We start from the raw sequence: 16,062 nt of genomic DNA on the forward strand, positions 1-16,062 counted from the left end.
CCGAGAAGCAGATCAAGCCCCCCCCTGCCACGAGCAGGAAGATCAGCCCCCTCTGCGCGGCGGGCGCGGCCATCCATGCCGCCCCGCCCCACTTCAGCCATAATTCCCTGAACATGATTAACAACCAGATTACCTGAACATAAAGCCCTACAAATACGTCTATGCATGCCCAAGGGCGCGCCCGAGAAACCCCTGCGGGCAACAGGTTGTCCCCCTGCGCTACGGCTGCGCCGTGTTCCCTAAAATCGATGGCTCCATAAAAAGAGAATGTGCCTGTTAGGTCTTTCTTAACGAGCCGGAACAGTAAATGAGCAGCCCCCTGCCCTGCAAGATATTATCTGGTTTTTTCACTTATTTCCCAAGTGGATGCCCCTGATACGCTGCGCTGTTTATTTTGGCAGTATAAATATTGCAACCAGGGGAAGGCATGGCTGTAGCAGGCTTTTTTTATCATTATATTTTATAATATAACGCATATTAATTCACAATACGCCATAACAGCCCATGCAAAAAGGCGCCCGACCAGAGGCCAGGCGCCTTTTTTTCAATCATGCCGATGCCGTGGCCCACCTGTGCATGCAAGGCGGGCCGAGGCCGGGTCAGACCGCGCGGCGACCGCCGCCACCACCGGCGCGGCTGCCACCGGGGCGACCACCCCGGCCACCACCGGGCGGGCGACCACCGCCAGCCGGACGCGCGCCGCCACCGGGGCGCCCGCCGCCGGGCCGACCACCGCCGCCGCCACGGCCACGGCCGCCGCCACCAAGCACGGGCGGCCGCATGGTCGAGTTCTCGGCCGCTTCCGAATGATACGGATGCTCGGACACCACGGGGATCTTCTTGCCGATATTCTTTTCAATATCACGCAGCCAGGCGCGCTGCTCGGCATCGCACAGCGACACCGCCCAGCCTTCGCGCCCCGCGCGCGCCGTGCGGCCGATGCGGTGCACATAGCTCTCGGGCACGTTGGGCAGGTCGTAGTTGAACACGTGGGTCACGTCATCCACGTCGATGCCGCGGGCGGCGATATCGGTCGCCACCAGCACCTTCACATTGCCTGAACGGAAGCCGGACATGGCCCGTTCACGCGCGCCCTGCGACTTGTTGCCGTGAATGGCCTCGGCGGTGATGCCGTGCTCGTTGAGGAAGGTCGCGACCTTGTTGGCCTCATGCTTCATCAGCGTGAACACCACGGCGCGCTCAACCTTGGGCGAATCCACCAGCAGCTTCAGCGCCTCGCGCTTGTTGCCGGTATCGACAAACATCACGGCCTGGCGGATGCGGTCCACCGTGCTCGACGGCGGGGTAACCTGCACGGTGGCCGGGTCGCGCAGCAGGCCATGCGCCAGGTCCGAAATGGTCTTGGGCATGGTGGCCGAGAACAGCAGGGTCTGGCGGTCGGTGGGCAGGGCTGCGACAATCTTGCGGATATCGCGCACGAAGCCCATGTCGAGCATGCGGTCGGCCTCATCGAGCACCAGCACTTCAAGGCCGGACAGGTCGACATGGCCCTGGCCCATCAGGTCAAGCAGGCGGCCGGGGGCGGCGACGAGCACGTCCACGCCACGGCGCAGCGCCTCGATCTGGCGGCCCTGCCCCACGCCACCAAACACGACAGCATGGCTGAAGCGCATGTGGCGGGCGTAGGAGGCAAAGCTCTCCCCGATCTGCGAGGCCAGTTCACGCGTGGGCGCCAGCACCAGGGCGCGCGCGCCCTTGGGGTGGGCGCGACCCTTCTCACGGAAGAGACGGTCGAGGATGGGCAGCGCAAAAGCCGCGGTCTTGCCCGTGCCGGTCTGGGCCAGACCCAGCAGGTCGCGCCCTTCGAGCAGGTAGGGAATGGCGCCGGCCTGGATGGGCGTGGGCGTGGCGTAGCCTTCCTCGTCCAGTGCGCGCAGCAGCGGCTCTGCAAGATGAAGATCGGCAAACGTCGTTGTCATGAATGGCGCCTCCTGGCGCAAAAAAACGGGGCAGCGCACCCGTGGGAACGCTGCATGCCCGGGTGGCGAACCGACAGATGAAGCCAAAACCGGCCCGCATGTGCATGGGAGCAGTCGTTCTGTCGTCGCAAGGATATCATGTAAGGAATAGAGGCCGGTCCAGTCTGCTTATGGTCGTATCCCCCGCGTCAAGGACACGTGCAATCTAGCCAGCACGGGGAACAGGCGCGGTCCGTTCCCGAGCGTGATGCTCTATCGCGTTGCGGCCCCAACCGCAAGCTTTTAATGCGCCCCGGCTTCAGCGCGGGGGAAAGCGGTCGGTCAGGATGACTTCGCTGTCAGGCAGCTTGCCCACGCGCGGGGCCGCCGCCTGCGTGCCCCTGCCGATCACCACGAACATCGCCACCACATGGTCGGGCGGCAGGTTGATCAGCCTGCCCACGGCCTCATAATCAAAGCCATCCATCGGGCAGGACTGGTAGCCCATGGCGGTGGCGGCAAGCATGAGCGTCTGGGCGGCCAGGCCGCAGCTGCGCATGGTTTCGTCCTGCTGCACCCATGCGCGGCCTTCGTAATAGCTGGTGATCCTGGCCGCCATCTGCTGCCTGAGCGCATCGGGCGCGCCATCGAAGTAGCGGGCGGGGTCTTTCTTCCACGCATCGCGGTCGGCGCAGAGCACGATCAGCACCGAAGCCTCGGTCACGTGCGGCTGGTCCCACGCCACCTTGCGCAGTTCATGCCGCAGGGCGGGGTCTTTCACCACCACGAAGCGGCAGTGCTGCACATTGAACGCCGAAGGCGCCATGCGGGCCGCCGAAAGCAGGGTGCGCAGTTCGGCATCGCTGATCCGGTGGTCGGGATCATAGGCGCGGATGGCGCGGCGGGTGCGGATGGCTTCGAGTGTGTCCATGGGTCGGGTGCCTTCCCCTCGTGGCGCGATCAGGGGCGCGGGCCGTCCTTGCGCCGCAGCAGGAACAGCGCCTGTTCGCCAAACAGGTTGGCCAGCCGGATCGAGCGCCGCCACGGTGCGCGCTCGCCGTCCTCGTCAACGGCCATCCATTGCTGCACACCATACCCCTCATCGCGGCACAGCGTCAAAAAGTCGAGAATGGTGCACGGGTGGATGTTGGGCGTGTCGTACCATGGCCTGCTCCACACGCTGGTCATGGGCATGCGCCCGCGCGTGAGCAGTTGCAGGCGCAGCCGCCAGTGGCCGAAATTGGGGAAGGAGACGATGGCATACCGCCCGATGCGCAACATCTGGCGCAGCACCTCACGCGGGCGCTCGACGGCCTGGAGCGTGCGTTGCAGCACCACGTAGTCAAAGGCGTTATCGGGGTAATGGGCCAGGTCATGATCCGCATCGCCATGCATGACCGGCAGGCCATGGGCGACCGAGCGGGTCACCTCCTTCATGTCGATCTCGATGCCACGCGCATCACAGCCGCTGTTGCGAAACAGGTAGTCCAGCAAGGCGCCATCGCCGCTGCCCACGTCGAGCACGCGGGTGCGGGGGCGGATCATGCCGGCGATGAGTCGCTGGTCAAGGCGCATGGTCAGGCAATCCCGGCATGTTCGGCGGCTCCGCACAGGAAGCCACGGATGGTACGGTCAAAATCCGGTTCATCAAGCAAAAAGGCATCGTGGCCCTTGTCGCTCTCGATCTCGACAAACGACACGTTGGCCGCCACCCGGTTGAGCGCGCGCGCCAGCAGCCGCGACTGCGATGTGGGGAACAGCCAGTCGGATGAAAACGACACGATGCAAAAGCGCGTGCGCGTGCCTGCGAAGGGGTGCGACATATCGCCATCATGCTCGGCGCCGAGGTCGAAATAATCCATGGCGCGGGTGATGGTGAGGTAGGAATTGGCGTCAAACCGCCGCACGAAGGTCGAGCCCTGATGGCGCAGGTAGCTTTCCACCTCGAACATCTCGCCAAACAGCGCGCCCGGCCCCCCTGCCCCGCCCTTGCCCGGCTCATGGCGCACGCGGCGGCCGAATTTGCGCGTCAGCGCGGCCTCGGAAAGGTAGGTGATATGCGCCATCATCCGCGCCACCGCCAGCCCGCGTGCCGGGATCTCGCCGCATTCCCAATACCGCCCGCCATGCCATTGCGGGTCAGCGAAGATGGCCTGGCGGCTGACCTCGTTGAATGCGATGTTCTGGGCGGAATGGAAGGGGCTTGTGGCAATGGGCAGGGCCGCGAACACGCATTCGGGGTAGGTCGCGGCCCATTCGAGCACCTGCATGCCGCCCATCGAGCCACCCACCACCGCCAGCAGGCGGGTAATGCCCAGATGCCCGACCAGCAGCTTCTGCGCGCGCACCATGTCGCGGATGGTGATGGGGGGAAAGTCGGTACCCCACGGCTCCTGCGTGCCATCGGGCAGTGTGCGCGGGCTGCGCGGCCCGGTGGTGCCCATGCAGCCGCCCAGCACGTTGGCGCAGATGATAAAGAAGCGGTCGGTATCGATCGGCAAGCCGGGGCCGACCATGCGGCTCCACCAGCCGGGCTTGCCGGTAAGCGGATGCGGGTCGGCCACGTACTGGTCGCCGGTCAGGGCATGACAGACCACAATGGCGTTGTCGCGCGCGGGCGAGAGCGTGCCATAGGTGCGGTAGGCCACATCAACCGGGGCGAGATGGAAGCCGCAGTCAAGCGGCAGGCCCTCGGCAAAGGTTACGCTCTGGTGCGACAGGCTGGTGGCGGGAATGGCGTTGTCCATTCTGAATCCGGCGTTGCATGAACAGGGATGATGCGCAAAAGGCAGCCCCTGCCGTATGGCACCCCTGCCCTGCCCTTGCAAGGTTCATGCCCACACGACGAGGCGATGGGCGCCTCCCGGAATATCCTTCTTTTATTTACACGTTATCAATGAGTAACATTTAAAATTGTTCCACCTTGCCCACTCCTTCAATGGCCTTGATCATCTGCGCCACGCGCGGGGTCACGCGGTAGCGCTCGGCCAGGGTCAGTTCCACATCCTGCGTGGCGGCGACCGACGGCATCAGGATCACCCGCCCGCGCCCGCTGCCATGGCCAAGCAGCACGTCGCGGATCGGTTCGATGGCCTCGGCCTGGTCGAACCAGATGCGCAGTTCCGCCGCCGCCTCCGCGGCCGCCTGCTCGAGTTCCATCACGTCAGATGCGGTAATGCGCAGCGCCTCGCCTTCCAGCTTGAGATCGGCCGTGACCACCACGGCATTGCCTGCCACCAGAATTTCACGCGCGCGCGACAGCACCTCGGAGAAGAACGTGACCTCGCACCCGCCCGATGCATCTGACAGGCGCACCCATGCCATCTTGTTGCCCGTGCGCGTGGGGCGCTCCTTGCGGTCCACCACGCAGCCCGCGATCTTGACCCGCCCGATCCCGGCCTGTGCCGCAGCCTCCAGCCCCGTCGCCCGGATTGCGCCCAGCCTGCGCATGAGCGGGCCGTAGGAATCCAGCGGGTGGCCGGTCAGGTGAAAGCCGATGGCATCCGCCTCCATGTTCAGCCGCTCGAATTCCGGCCAGTCCGCACAGCGTGGCATACGCAGCGGCTGGCGCTGGGCGGGTGCCCCACCCCCACCGCCAAACAGGCCGATCTGCCCGCTTGCCGCCTCCTGCGCATTGGCCTGCGCGCGGCGCATCACGGTCTCGGCCGCGCCACAGGCCTGGGCACGGTTGGGCAGGATGGTGTCGAACGCGCCCGCGCGGGCCAGGTTTTCAAGCTGCATCTTGTTGACCTGCCTGGGGTCAAGGCGGGCGGCCAGATCCTCCAGGTCGGTAAAGGGTCTGTTGCCGCGCACCGCCACAAGCGACTGCATGGCCCCCAGCCCCACCTTTTTCACCGCCGCCAGCGCGTAGCGGATGCCGTATGTCGCGCCATCGGGCAGTTTTTCAACCGTAAAATCAGCACCCGAGGCATTGATGTCGGGTGGCAGCAGCGCAATGCCCAGCCGGTCGGCCTCCTGCCGCAGGCCGGCCAGCTTGTCGGTCTTTTCGCGCGCAAGCGACATGCAGGCCGCAATAAAAGCCACGGGATGGTTCGCCTTCATCCACGCGGTCTGGTACGACACCAGCGCGTAGGCGGCTGCGTGCGATTTGTTGAAGCCGTAATCGGCAAACTTGGCCATGAGGTCGAACACCTCGGCGGCCTTGTCCTGCTCGATGCCGCGCTTCATCGCCCCTTCGGTAAAGGTCACGCGCTGGCGGTCCATCTCGGCGCGGATCTTCTTGCCCATGGCGCGCCGCAGCAGGTCGGCCCCGCCAAGGCTGTAGCCCGCCATCTTCTGGGCAATCTGCATGACCTGTTCCTGATAGACCATGATGCCGTAGGTCTCTTCAAGGATGTCGCGGATTTCCTCGTGCGGCGGCTCCCATGCCTCGCCATGCTTGCGGCGGCAGTAATCGGGGATGTTGGCCATGGGGCCGGGGCGGTACAGGGCCACGGCGGCGATCAGGTCCTCAAGCCGGGTCGGGCGCATCTGCTTGAGCACGTCGCGCATGCCAGCACCTTCAAACTGGAACACGCCCGCCGTATCGCCGCGCGCCAGCATGTCGTAGGTCAGTTCGTCATCCAAAGGCAGGGCCGACAGATCGACCTCAATGCCCATGCCGTGCAGGAACTGCACCGCGCGCTGCAAGATGGTGAGCGTGGTCAGGCCAAGGAAGTCGAATTTGACCAGCCCCGCCTGCTCCACGAACTTCATGTTATACTGTGTTACCAGCATCTCGCTCTTGGGGTCGCGGTAGAGCGGCACCAGTTCCACAAGTTCGCGGTCACCAATCACAACGCCCGCGGCATGGGTGCTGGCGTGGCGGAACAGGCCCTCGAGTTGCTGGCCAATTTCCAGCAGGCGGCGGATGGCCTCGTCCTCGTCGCGCATTTCCTGCAGGCGTGGCTCGCCCTCGATCGCCTGCTTGAGTGTTACCGGCTGGGCGGGGTTGTTGGGGATGAGTTCGGCCACGCGGTTGACCATGCCGAATGGCAGGCCAAGCACGCGCCCCACGTCGCGCACGGCGGCACGCGCCTGCAATTTACCGAACGTGATGATCTGGGCCACGCGGTCCGGGCCGTATTCGCTGCGGACGTAGCTGATGACCTCATCACGCCGGTCCTGACAGAAATCGATATCGAAATCCGGCATCGACACGCGCTCGGGGTTGAGGAAGCGCTCGAACAGCAGGTTGAAGGGAATGGGGTCGATATCGGTAATGGTCAGCGCCCAGGCGGCGAGCGACCCCGCGCCCGAGCCGCGCCCCGGCCCTACGGGGATGTCATGCGCCTTGGCCCACTGGATGAAGTCGGCCACGATCATGAAGTAGCCGGGAAATCCCATCTGAGCGATAATATCGAGTTCGAACGCCAGGCGTTCCTCGTATTTCGTACGCGTCTCGTCATCCACCTGCATGCGCGACAGGCGGTTTTTCAGGCCGGTGATGGCCATGTTGCGCAGGGTTTCATCCTCGGTCTTGCCGGGCTGCACCTTGGGGCACATGGGCAGCAGGGGCTTGCGCGTTTCCACCTGGACTGCGCAGCAGCGCGCGATCTCGAGCGTGTTGTCACAGGCTTCGGGCAGGTCGGCAAAGAGTGCGCGCATGACCTCCGGCGGCTTGAACCAGTGCTCGGGGGTGACGCGCCAGCGATCGCGCTCGGCCATGGTGCGGCCCTGGGCAATGCACAAAAGCGCGTCATGCGCCTCGTACATGTCGGGCCTGGGGAAGAAGCACTCATTGGTGGCAACCAGCGGCAGGCCCATGCGGTCGGCCATGGCGATCATGCCCGGCTCCACCGCGCGCTCGGCCGCCTGCCCGTGGCGGTGCAGTTCAACCGCCATGTGGCTGCCATAGGCCTCATGCAGGCGGTCCATGAAGCGGGCGGCTTCTTTCTCCTGCCCTTCGGCCAGCATATGGAACAGCGGGCCACGGCTGCCGCCGGTGAGCAGGAACAGCCCGCCCGCGCGTTCGCATAACTGGTCCAGCGTGACGGTTGGCTCGTCCGTCTCGTGCTGCAAGAACCCGGCCGAGGACAGGAATTGCAGGTTGGCCAGCCCCTCGGGGTTGCGGGCCAGCAGCACCAGCGGTTCGGCAGGCATGCCGGGCTTGTCGCTGCGCGAGGGGAGTGCCAACTGGCAGCCGATGATGGGCTGCACGCCCTTCTTGCCGCAATACTGCGAGAATTCGAGCGCGCCAAACATGTTGCCCGTATCGGTTATGGCAACGGCGGGCATGCGCATGTCATGCGCCAGCGCCACCAGTTCAGGCACGCGGATGGCCCCCTGGCTCAGGGAATAGGCGGAGTGAACGCGCAGATGGACAAAATCGGCATGGGACATGCGGCCATTCTACCGCACTCGGGGCACGATGTGCACTCCTTTGCCGCACGCCCCAAAGCGGTGGAGGGGGGCGGCAAAGGCAGTTGTGGGCAGGCGGTAATCCGTTACACAATGTCTGTTGCGTAGAGAGGATATTATGAAAACCGAACGTATTGATTCCCTACCCTGCATTGAAAATGTCGATTCAATCATGAATGCCATGGAACCGGGCAGCGCGCACGACAAGCTGGCCTATATTGTCGAAAATTGCAGTCCTTACACATCACTGGCTTTCTGTGCCCTGCTGTTCCCCTCCATTATCGTGGTGGATGGGTGCTTCCTTCTGGAGTATTATTATACCGAAAGCAATTTCCTGGATGCCCGCAAAAACTACAATAACGATAAAAGAAAAATTGAAGAAAGTATGAACAACACTTTCCTTTACCTAGCGTTCGAAGGCTTCAGCGGGAACGTTCCGGATATGGTTTTTGAGGAAATAGGCAAGATTGTCCGGCTTTCATGGGACATGGTTTTAAAAAATACATTTCCTGAACGGGAATTTGCCGTGAAATATTTTCATGATGAACAGGATTATGGTCCCGTTGTCACATTCTGCCAGAAATAACTCTTTAATGTTTCCATTCATGCTCAATACATAAGGAACAGGCACATGAAGGTTTGCAAAAATGGTCTTATAGCCGGGCGCGGGCCTGCGCACTTTCGTGCCCTGTCATGGTGCTGGCAGGGGCGGAATCAGGGCAGGCCATGCCCCATCAGAAAAGCGTTGTAATCCGGTGAATGAAATTCATCATCGAGAGCCTGGCTTTATTCTCGATGGCTTTCTGTTCTTCGCGCTTTTTCTTTTCCTTCATGAATTTGACAATGCCGTTGATATCCAGTCCCGGCTCTTTTGCAAAAGGTGGCGTGCCTTCAAGCCTGAACAGGTTGTGCTGCAGCGCATATTCGTTTGTGAAAATAAAAAACTGTGCCTGCTCATGCGTTTTCTTCATATGAAGAAACAGGTCATCCACATGCGTGCTGAATGAAAGCGCCGTATGTTGTTGAATGGCAAGGTTGTTATCTTCATACCAGATCGCATGCGCCCGTATGGAACCGTTCCAGTCAATCAGGAAACAGTCATCGTAGATGCCGGGCGTATCGTAGCACCTGATCCACTTCAGCGGCAGGTTGCGGTCATCATCATGGCTGAGCAGTTCAATATGGAGATGCCTGTAACGTTCAAAATAACTCATACCCCACCCCCGTTCTTTTCCCGACCATCATGATACCACGAACCGCATCGCGCATGCGCTCAGTGCTTACGGCGCGGGCCTGCACGCCTGTCGGTCCTGCGTTTCCGGGCGCAAGGAGATCACCCCTCCACCGGCACCACTTTTCCATCCCGCAGGGTCACGATGCGGTCCATGCGGCGGGCAAGGTCCATGTTATGGGTCGCGATCAGGGCAGCCACGCCATGCGCCCGCACGGTCACGAGCAGGGCATCGAACACGGCATCGGATGTATTGACATCGAGGTTGCCGGTCGGCTCATCGGCCAGCAGCACATGCGGGCGGTTGGCCAGCGCGCGCGCAATGGCCACGCGCTGCTTCTCGCCACCCGAAAGCTTGCCCGGCAGGTGGTCCAGCCGGTGTGCGAGGCCAAAATCGGCCAGCAGTTCATCCGCCCGCGCCCGCGCCTGCGCGCGCGGCACACCTGCAATCATCTGCGGGATCATGACATTCTCACGCGCGGTGAACTCAGCCAGCAGGTGATGGAACTGATAGACAAACCCGATCCGGTCGCGCCGCAGTTCCGTGCGCCCACCATCCGCCAGCGCGCCCGCATCCTGCCCTGCCAGCAGCACGCAGCCCGCATCGGGTTTTTCCAGCAGGCCCGCCACGTGCAGCAGGGTGGACTTGCCGGTGCCCGAGGGGGCCACAAGGGCCACGATCTCACCACCACGCAGCGTAAGGTCCGCCCCGCTCAGAACCTCGAGCGTTTCCTCGCCGCTGATATAGCGGCGCACCACGCCATCAAGATGTAGCGGCGGGGCGGTATTGACGGTGTCATTCATGGCGCAGGGCCTCCACCGGGTCGGTCTTGGCCGCCCGCCATGAGGGATAGAGCGTGGCCAGAAGCGAGAGCACCAGCGCCATGGCAATCACCTCGATCACCTGCGACCATACCAGCTTGGCGGGCAGGTGCTCGAGGTAATACACCTCCGCATTGAACAGGTCGGTGCCGGTCATACGCTGGAGCAACTGGCGGATGCGCTCGATATTGAGGCAGAACACGATGCCCAGACCGGTGCCGACAAACGTGCCCGTTACCCCCACCGAGGCCCCGCACATAAGGAAGATACGCATGATGGCGCCGCGCGTGGCGCCCAGCGTGCGCAGCACGGCAATATCGGCGCTCTTGTCCTTGACCATCATGATGAGCGAGGAAATGACATTGAAGGCCGCGACAAGGATGATGAGCGTCAGGATCAGGAACATCACGTTCTGCTCCACCTGCACCGCGCCAAAGAAGGCGTTGTTGCTCTGGGTCCAGTCCATCACCCGCACTTCGCCATCCATCGCCTTTTCAATCGCCGTGCGGATGGGGATGACGTTTTCCGCGTCCTTCGTCATCACCTGTATCTGCGTCACCTGCCCCGGTAGCTGGAAATAGACCTGGGCGGCATGCAGCGGCAGGAACACGTAGCTGGAATTATAGTCACTCACGCCCGCATCAAAGATCGCCACCACGCGGTAGGCCCGCACGCGCGGCATGGTGCCGAATGCGGTGGCCGCCCCCTGTGGCGAGACAAGGGTAAGCCTGCCGCCCACGGTCAGCCCGGCCCGCTCGGCCAGCGTGGTGCCGACCACGATCGTGTCATCGCCGCCAAAGTCATCAAGGCTGCCCGCGACAAGGTTGTCACTCACCTCATGCAAGCCCACCAGGTCGGCCCGAGTCATGCCGCGCACCAGCCCGCCCGCATTGTAGCTGCCTGAATTGAGCAGCACCTGCGATTCAACCAAAGGTGCGGCCGAGACCACGCCCGGCACGGCGCGCACGCGGCCTGCCACGGCATCATAATCGCTGATGGTGCGGCTCAGGCCATACACGCTCAGATCGCCATTAAGGCCGAGGATGCGGCCAAGCAGGTCGGCCTTGAACCCGTTCATGACCGACATCACGATAATCAGCGTGGCAACGCCAAGCGCGATCCCGACCAGCGAAAAGATCGCGATGATGGAAACGAACCGTTCCCCCCGCCGGGCCCGCAGGTAGCGCCCGGCGATCATCCGCTCGAAGGGACCGAACATGCTCAGCCCTGCAGTTTCGCGATAAGGGCCAGCGCGCCTTCTACCGTCTCCTCGGTGCGCTCACCGGTGCGCCGGTTCTTGACCTCCACCTTGCCTTCCTTGGCACCCCGCGGGCCGACAATGAGCTGCCACGGGTGGCCCATCAGGTCGGCATCGGCAAACTTGGCCCCTGCCCGCTCGGCACGATCATCATACAGCAGGGCGCGGGGTGCGGTGCCATAAAGCTGCTCGCACAGCGCATCGCACTGGGCATCGCCATTCTTGAGGTTGATGATGACCGCCTTGAAAGGCGCTACGGATTGAGGCCAGATGATGCCGTTTTCATCATGGCTGGCCTCGATGATGGCCGCGACAAGGCGCGAGACGCCAATGCCGTAGGAGCCCATCTCGGGGTAGAGCGGCGCGCCATCGGGGCCGCTGACCGCAATATCCATCGACTGGGTGTATTTGCGCCCGAAGTTGAAGATATGCCCCACCTCGATGCCACGCCCCTCGCGCTGGCGGTCGGCGGGCACTTCGGCCCAGGCGGCGGCGTCATGCATCTCGTCGGTGGCGGCATAGAACGAGGTCATGCGGGTGAAGAATTTCTCCAGCGAGGCGCGGTCAGCGGTGTCCACGGCCTCGGCCAGCCAGTCCTGATCCTCGAGCGCGCTGTCAAAGAACACGCCGCTCTCGCCCGTGGGGGCAAGGATGAGGAACTCATGGCTCAGTTCGCCACCAATCGGCCCGGTATCGGCCCGCATGGGGATGGCGCGCACGCCAAGGCGCTGGAAGGTGCGCAGGTAGGCCAGCATCATGCGGCGATAGGTATCAACCGCCGAGGCCGTATCGAGGTCGAAGCTGTAGCCGTCCTTCATGTAGAACTCGCGGCCACGCATCACGCCAAAGCGGGGGCGCACCTCATCGCGGAACTTCCACTGGATCTGGTAGAGAACCTGCGGCAGTTCCTTGTAGGACTTGACCACCTGCCCGAAGATATCGGTAATCATTTCCTCATTGGTCGGGCCGAACAGCATGTCGCGCTCGTGGCGGTCGCGGATGCGCAGCATCTCGGGGCCGTAGTCATCATACCGGCCCGAGCGCTTCCACAACTCGGCGGACTGCATGGTGGGCATCAGCACTTCCTGCGCGCCGGCTGCATCCTGCTCCTCGCGCACGATGTTGGCGATGTTCTCCAGCACGCGCAGGCCAGCGGGCAGCCAGGCATAGATGCCGGCCGATGTCTGGCGAATCATGCCCGCGCGCAGCATGAGCCGGTGCGAGGTGATCTGGGCCTCGGCCGGATTTTCCTTGAGGGTCGGCAGAAAACTGCGGGACAGACGCATATCCGTATGAACCTTGACGTATGAGAACCGATGATGCTGCGGACCCTAGACCAATCGCAACGCCCGTGGAATGGGGCATGTGCACCCGATGCCCACCCACATTACACTCAAGCGTGATGCAACAGGGCCGCCTGGGCGTAAACATCCGCGTGAGCAGGCATGGTCGGACGCGTCCGGTGGGCGTATGGTGCCCACACAAATCGGGTTGCACGAAAGCCGCCGGGTTTAGGGAAAACGTACCAAAAAAATAATGGCAGGAAACGGGCCACCCGTTCCCTGCCATAAATATTTGCGCCGTGCTGCCAGCATCAGGGACTATCTGAACAGTCAGCCTGAAATCATAAAAAAGTTTTTGGTGAAGCTTTTTTCAAAAAGCTTCGAAGGACGCCGCCTTTTTTGAAAAAAGGCGGCACCCAAAAACTTTTATCAACGATTTGTTTTTAAACAGGTTTTCAGACGCGCAGCAGATGCACATCCACCAGCGGGCGCTTTTGCAGCTTGCGGCCAAGTGCCCGGCGCAGCGCGGTCTTGGCGGCTTCGCGGAAGGTGGTGTCGTTCTCGCGCAGTTCATCGGGAATTTCATCGAGCGCATTGCCGAATTCTTCCGTCACGCGCGCGGTCTCGGGGTCTTCGGCATCGAGCAGGCCGGGAGCACTCACCTTCGGGTCGCCAATCAGGTAGCCCTCGTCATCGACCGCAAAGCTGCCCAGCACCATGCCATTGAACAGCATGCGCCGCCGTGCCGAGAGCACGCCGCCATTCATGGGCAGGATGCGACCGCCATCAAGCACCAGCCGCCCGGTGGGCGCGGTATCGCCAATTTCCACACCATCGCTGCGGATGTCGAGAATATCGCCATCCTCAAGCAGCACCGGCTCGATGTTGAGTTCCTGCGCAATGGCGGCATTGGCGGTCAGGTGACGCCACTCGCCATGCACGGGAATGAGGAAGCGCGGGCGCACGAGGTCATAGAGCCTGCGCACGTCGCCGCCCGTGGCATGGCCGGACACGTGCACGAGGTGGTCCTTGTCGGTAATGACATGCACGCCGCGCCGGGTCAGGTTGTCCTGCACCTGGATGACGGCCTGCTCGTTACCGGGAATCATGCGGCTGCTGTAGATGACCGTATCCCCCTCGCCGAGCGAGATGTTGGGATGCGTGTCGGATGCGATGCGCGACAGCGCCGAGCGCGGCTCGCCCTGGCTGCCGGTCACGATCAGCATGATCTGGCTGTCCGGCACCGAATTGGCATCCTGCTCGGACAGGAAGTTCGGCACATCGGACAGGTAGCCACATTCGCGCGCCGCAACCTCGAGGTTGCGCAGGCTGCGCCCTACCACGGCCACGCGGCGGCCTGCGGCCTGTGCCGCCTTGGCCAGCGTTTCCACCCGCGCCACGTTGCTGGCAAAGCAGGTGACCGCAATGCGGCCTTCAAGCGAGGCGATGAGGCGGATCATCTCGCGCCGCACATCGGCTTCCGATGCGGAAGGCCCTTCGGTGCGCACGTTGGTGCTGTCGCACACCATGGCCAGCACACCCTCGCGGCCCAGTTCGGCAAAGGTTTCGAGGTCGGTCGGCGGGCCCACCTGCGGGTCGGGGTCGATCTTCCAGTCACCGGTGTGGATGATGATGCCCTGCGGCGTGCGCAGCACCAGCGACTGTGATTCCGGCACCGAATGCGTGACCGAGACAAAACGCAGGTCGAACGGCCCCACGTTGAATGCCCCGCCGGGCGCGATCACGTGAATGGGCACCTGCTGCACAAGCCCGGCCTCGCCCAGCTTGCGGCGCAGCACGGCGGCGGCAAACGGCGTGACATAGACCGGGCAGCCAAGCTGCGGCCACAGATGGGCGATGGCGCCGAGATGGTCCTCATGCGCGTGGGTCACGACCAGGCCGGCCAGCGCCTTGCGGCGCTCGGCGATGAACACGGGGTCGGGCAGGATGATCTCGGCCTCGGGCGTGTCATTGCCGCTGAAACCGATGCCGCAATCGACCGCAAGCCACGTGTCGCCCTGGCGGTAGAGATTGAGGTTCATGCCGATTTCGCCGGTTCCGCCCAGCGGAAGGAAAGAAACGCCTGTCATGTCATTCATTAAAAGGTCCTGTTAGCAAGATATCACGGGGTGGAAGATGCGTTTGAAGAAAGGGCCCGGAACGCCTGTTCCGTGCCGGTTTGCCTGTCCTGTTGTCAGCCCGGTCGGGGCCAAGATCCTGTCTGTCGCCATAGGCTGGCTGCGTGCGCGCCCTGCCTCGCCCGGTGGAACCAGCGCATTTCCCGCCCGGAAAATGGCGTTCGACACCGCACCGAAACAAAACGACGCACGATTAATTCATGCAAGGGATTATCATGTAATCCCCCTGACTTAAATCTCTTTCCGCAATCGGGGCGGATTATTCTTGCCTGCCACCCGCCATCAGCACCTCGCCCGTCACCACCTGCCGGGGGCCTGCGGGGGTGTCGAGCAGCAGGATTCCGTCATCCGCCAGCCCGGCAAACGTGCCGCTGAAGGCCCGGTTGCCTGCCACGACATGCAGCTTGGTGCCCGGCGGGTGGGCACGCGCCAGCCACGCCGCGCGTATGGCGCCAAAACCCCCTGCCTCATGGCATTCCAGCCAGGCGTCAAGGGCGCACAGCACGGCGCGCGCCATGTCCGGCGGGCTGACTGTCACGCCACATTCGGCCAGGCAGGCCAGTTCGCGGCCTTCTATGCGCGGAGCGGCGGCGAGGTTGGCCCCGATGCCGATCACCTGCCACGGGCCTGCCTCGCTGCTCCCGGTCTCGATCAGGATGCCCGCCATCTTGCGCCCGTGCAGCAGCAGGTCATTGGGCCATTTGAGTTCAAGCGCGCCCGGTTCAGGCATAAAACCCGCCACGGCGTCATGCAGCGCAAGCCCCGCAATGAACGGCCACAGCCCCACCGGCACGAAAGCCCCCTGCCCCGCCAGCATGACCGACAGCGCCAGGTTGCCACCCGGATCACGCCATTCGCGCCCCCGGCTGCCACGCCCGGCTGTCTGTTCAAGGGCGAGCACGGCAAGCCCGTCGCGCCCCTGCCCCGCCGCCAGCATGTCCTTGCACAGGTCGGATGTAGAACCCAGCCTGTCATGCACCTGCAACGGCCATGCACGCCCCCCGCTGCGGGGAATGCTCATGGTGCGGAAAGCAGAGGGGCTATGGGTCAT

Annotated in this window: 12 protein-coding genes; 1 reads left to right on the plus strand and 11 read right to left on the minus strand. The window is 63.2% G+C overall.

Annotated elements, in window-relative coordinates; all coding sequences use genetic code 11:
- Positions 1–599 precede the first annotated feature (599 nt).
- From HNW77_RS12255 to dnaE, 5 genes are all read right to left on the minus strand, one after another.
- Complete coding sequence (locus HNW77_RS12255; protein ID WP_172157988.1) at positions 600–1,940, minus strand: DEAD/DEAH box helicase; 1,341 nt, start codon at positions 1,938–1,940, stop codon at positions 600–602.
- Between the two features lie 298 nt (positions 1,941–2,238).
- On the minus strand, positions 2,239–2,850 hold the full coding sequence (locus HNW77_RS12260) for a nitroreductase family protein (protein WP_172157990.1): 612 nt from the start codon (positions 2,848–2,850) through the stop codon (positions 2,239–2,241).
- Positions 2,851–2,879: 29 nt separating this feature from the next.
- The gene (gene metW, locus HNW77_RS12265) at positions 2,880–3,494 is read right to left on the minus strand and encodes a methionine biosynthesis protein MetW (RefSeq protein WP_078524387.1); all 615 of its coding nucleotides are present in this window, start codon (positions 3,492–3,494) and stop codon (positions 2,880–2,882) included.
- Between the two features lie 2 nt (positions 3,495–3,496).
- The gene (gene metX / locus HNW77_RS12270) at positions 3,497–4,666 is read right to left on the minus strand and encodes a homoserine O-acetyltransferase MetX (protein WP_172157991.1); all 1,170 of its coding nucleotides are present in this window, start codon (positions 4,664–4,666) and stop codon (positions 3,497–3,499) included.
- A gap of 160 nt (positions 4,667–4,826) precedes the next feature.
- The gene (gene dnaE / locus HNW77_RS12275) at positions 4,827–8,261 is read right to left on the minus strand and encodes a DNA polymerase III subunit alpha (RefSeq protein WP_172157993.1); all 3,435 of its coding nucleotides are present in this window, start codon (positions 8,259–8,261) and stop codon (positions 4,827–4,829) included.
- Between the two features lie 136 nt (positions 8,262–8,397).
- On the opposite strand from dnaE, the gene HNW77_RS12280 reads away from it, so the two are divergent.
- Complete coding sequence (locus HNW77_RS12280; protein ID WP_172157994.1) at positions 8,398–8,865, plus strand: hypothetical protein; 468 nt, start codon at positions 8,398–8,400, stop codon at positions 8,863–8,865.
- A 148-nt stretch (positions 8,866–9,013) separates the two neighbouring features.
- On the opposite strand, the gene HNW77_RS12285 is transcribed toward HNW77_RS12280, so the two are convergent.
- From HNW77_RS12285 to HNW77_RS12310, 6 genes are all read right to left on the minus strand, one after another.
- The gene (locus tag HNW77_RS12285; RefSeq protein ID WP_172157996.1) at positions 9,014–9,493 is read right to left on the minus strand and encodes a hypothetical protein; all 480 of its coding nucleotides are present in this window, start codon (positions 9,491–9,493) and stop codon (positions 9,014–9,016) included.
- 119 nt (positions 9,494–9,612) lie between these two features.
- Entirely contained in the window at positions 9,613–10,314 is a 702-nt protein-coding gene (locus tag HNW77_RS12290) for an ABC transporter ATP-binding protein (RefSeq protein ID WP_172157997.1), read from the minus strand.
- Positions 10,307–11,551 carry a lipoprotein-releasing ABC transporter permease subunit gene (locus HNW77_RS12295; protein WP_172157999.1) on the minus strand — a complete coding sequence of 415 codons (1,245 nt, stop codon included), beginning with the start codon at positions 11,549–11,551 and terminating at the stop codon, positions 10,307–10,309. The genes HNW77_RS12290 and HNW77_RS12295 overlap by 8 nt, the downstream gene beginning before the upstream one ends.
- Positions 11,552–11,553: 2 nt before the next feature.
- Complete coding sequence (gene proS / locus HNW77_RS12300; RefSeq protein WP_172158000.1) at positions 11,554–12,876, minus strand: proline--tRNA ligase; 1,323 nt, start codon at positions 12,874–12,876, stop codon at positions 11,554–11,556.
- A 452-nt stretch (positions 12,877–13,328) separates the two neighbouring features.
- Complete coding sequence (locus HNW77_RS12305) at positions 13,329–14,972, minus strand: ribonuclease J (RefSeq protein WP_172158001.1); 1,644 nt, start codon at positions 14,970–14,972, stop codon at positions 13,329–13,331.
- Positions 14,973–15,270: 298 nt separating this feature from the next.
- Positions 15,271–16,062, minus strand: coding sequence for a biotin--[acetyl-CoA-carboxylase] ligase (locus HNW77_RS12310; protein ID WP_172158002.1), 792 nt, complete (start codon positions 16,060–16,062; stop codon positions 15,271–15,273).

This window comes from Komagataeibacter melomenusus (genome assembly GCF_013155395.1).
GTDB lineage: Bacteria > Pseudomonadota > Alphaproteobacteria > Acetobacterales > Acetobacteraceae > Komagataeibacter > Komagataeibacter melomenusus.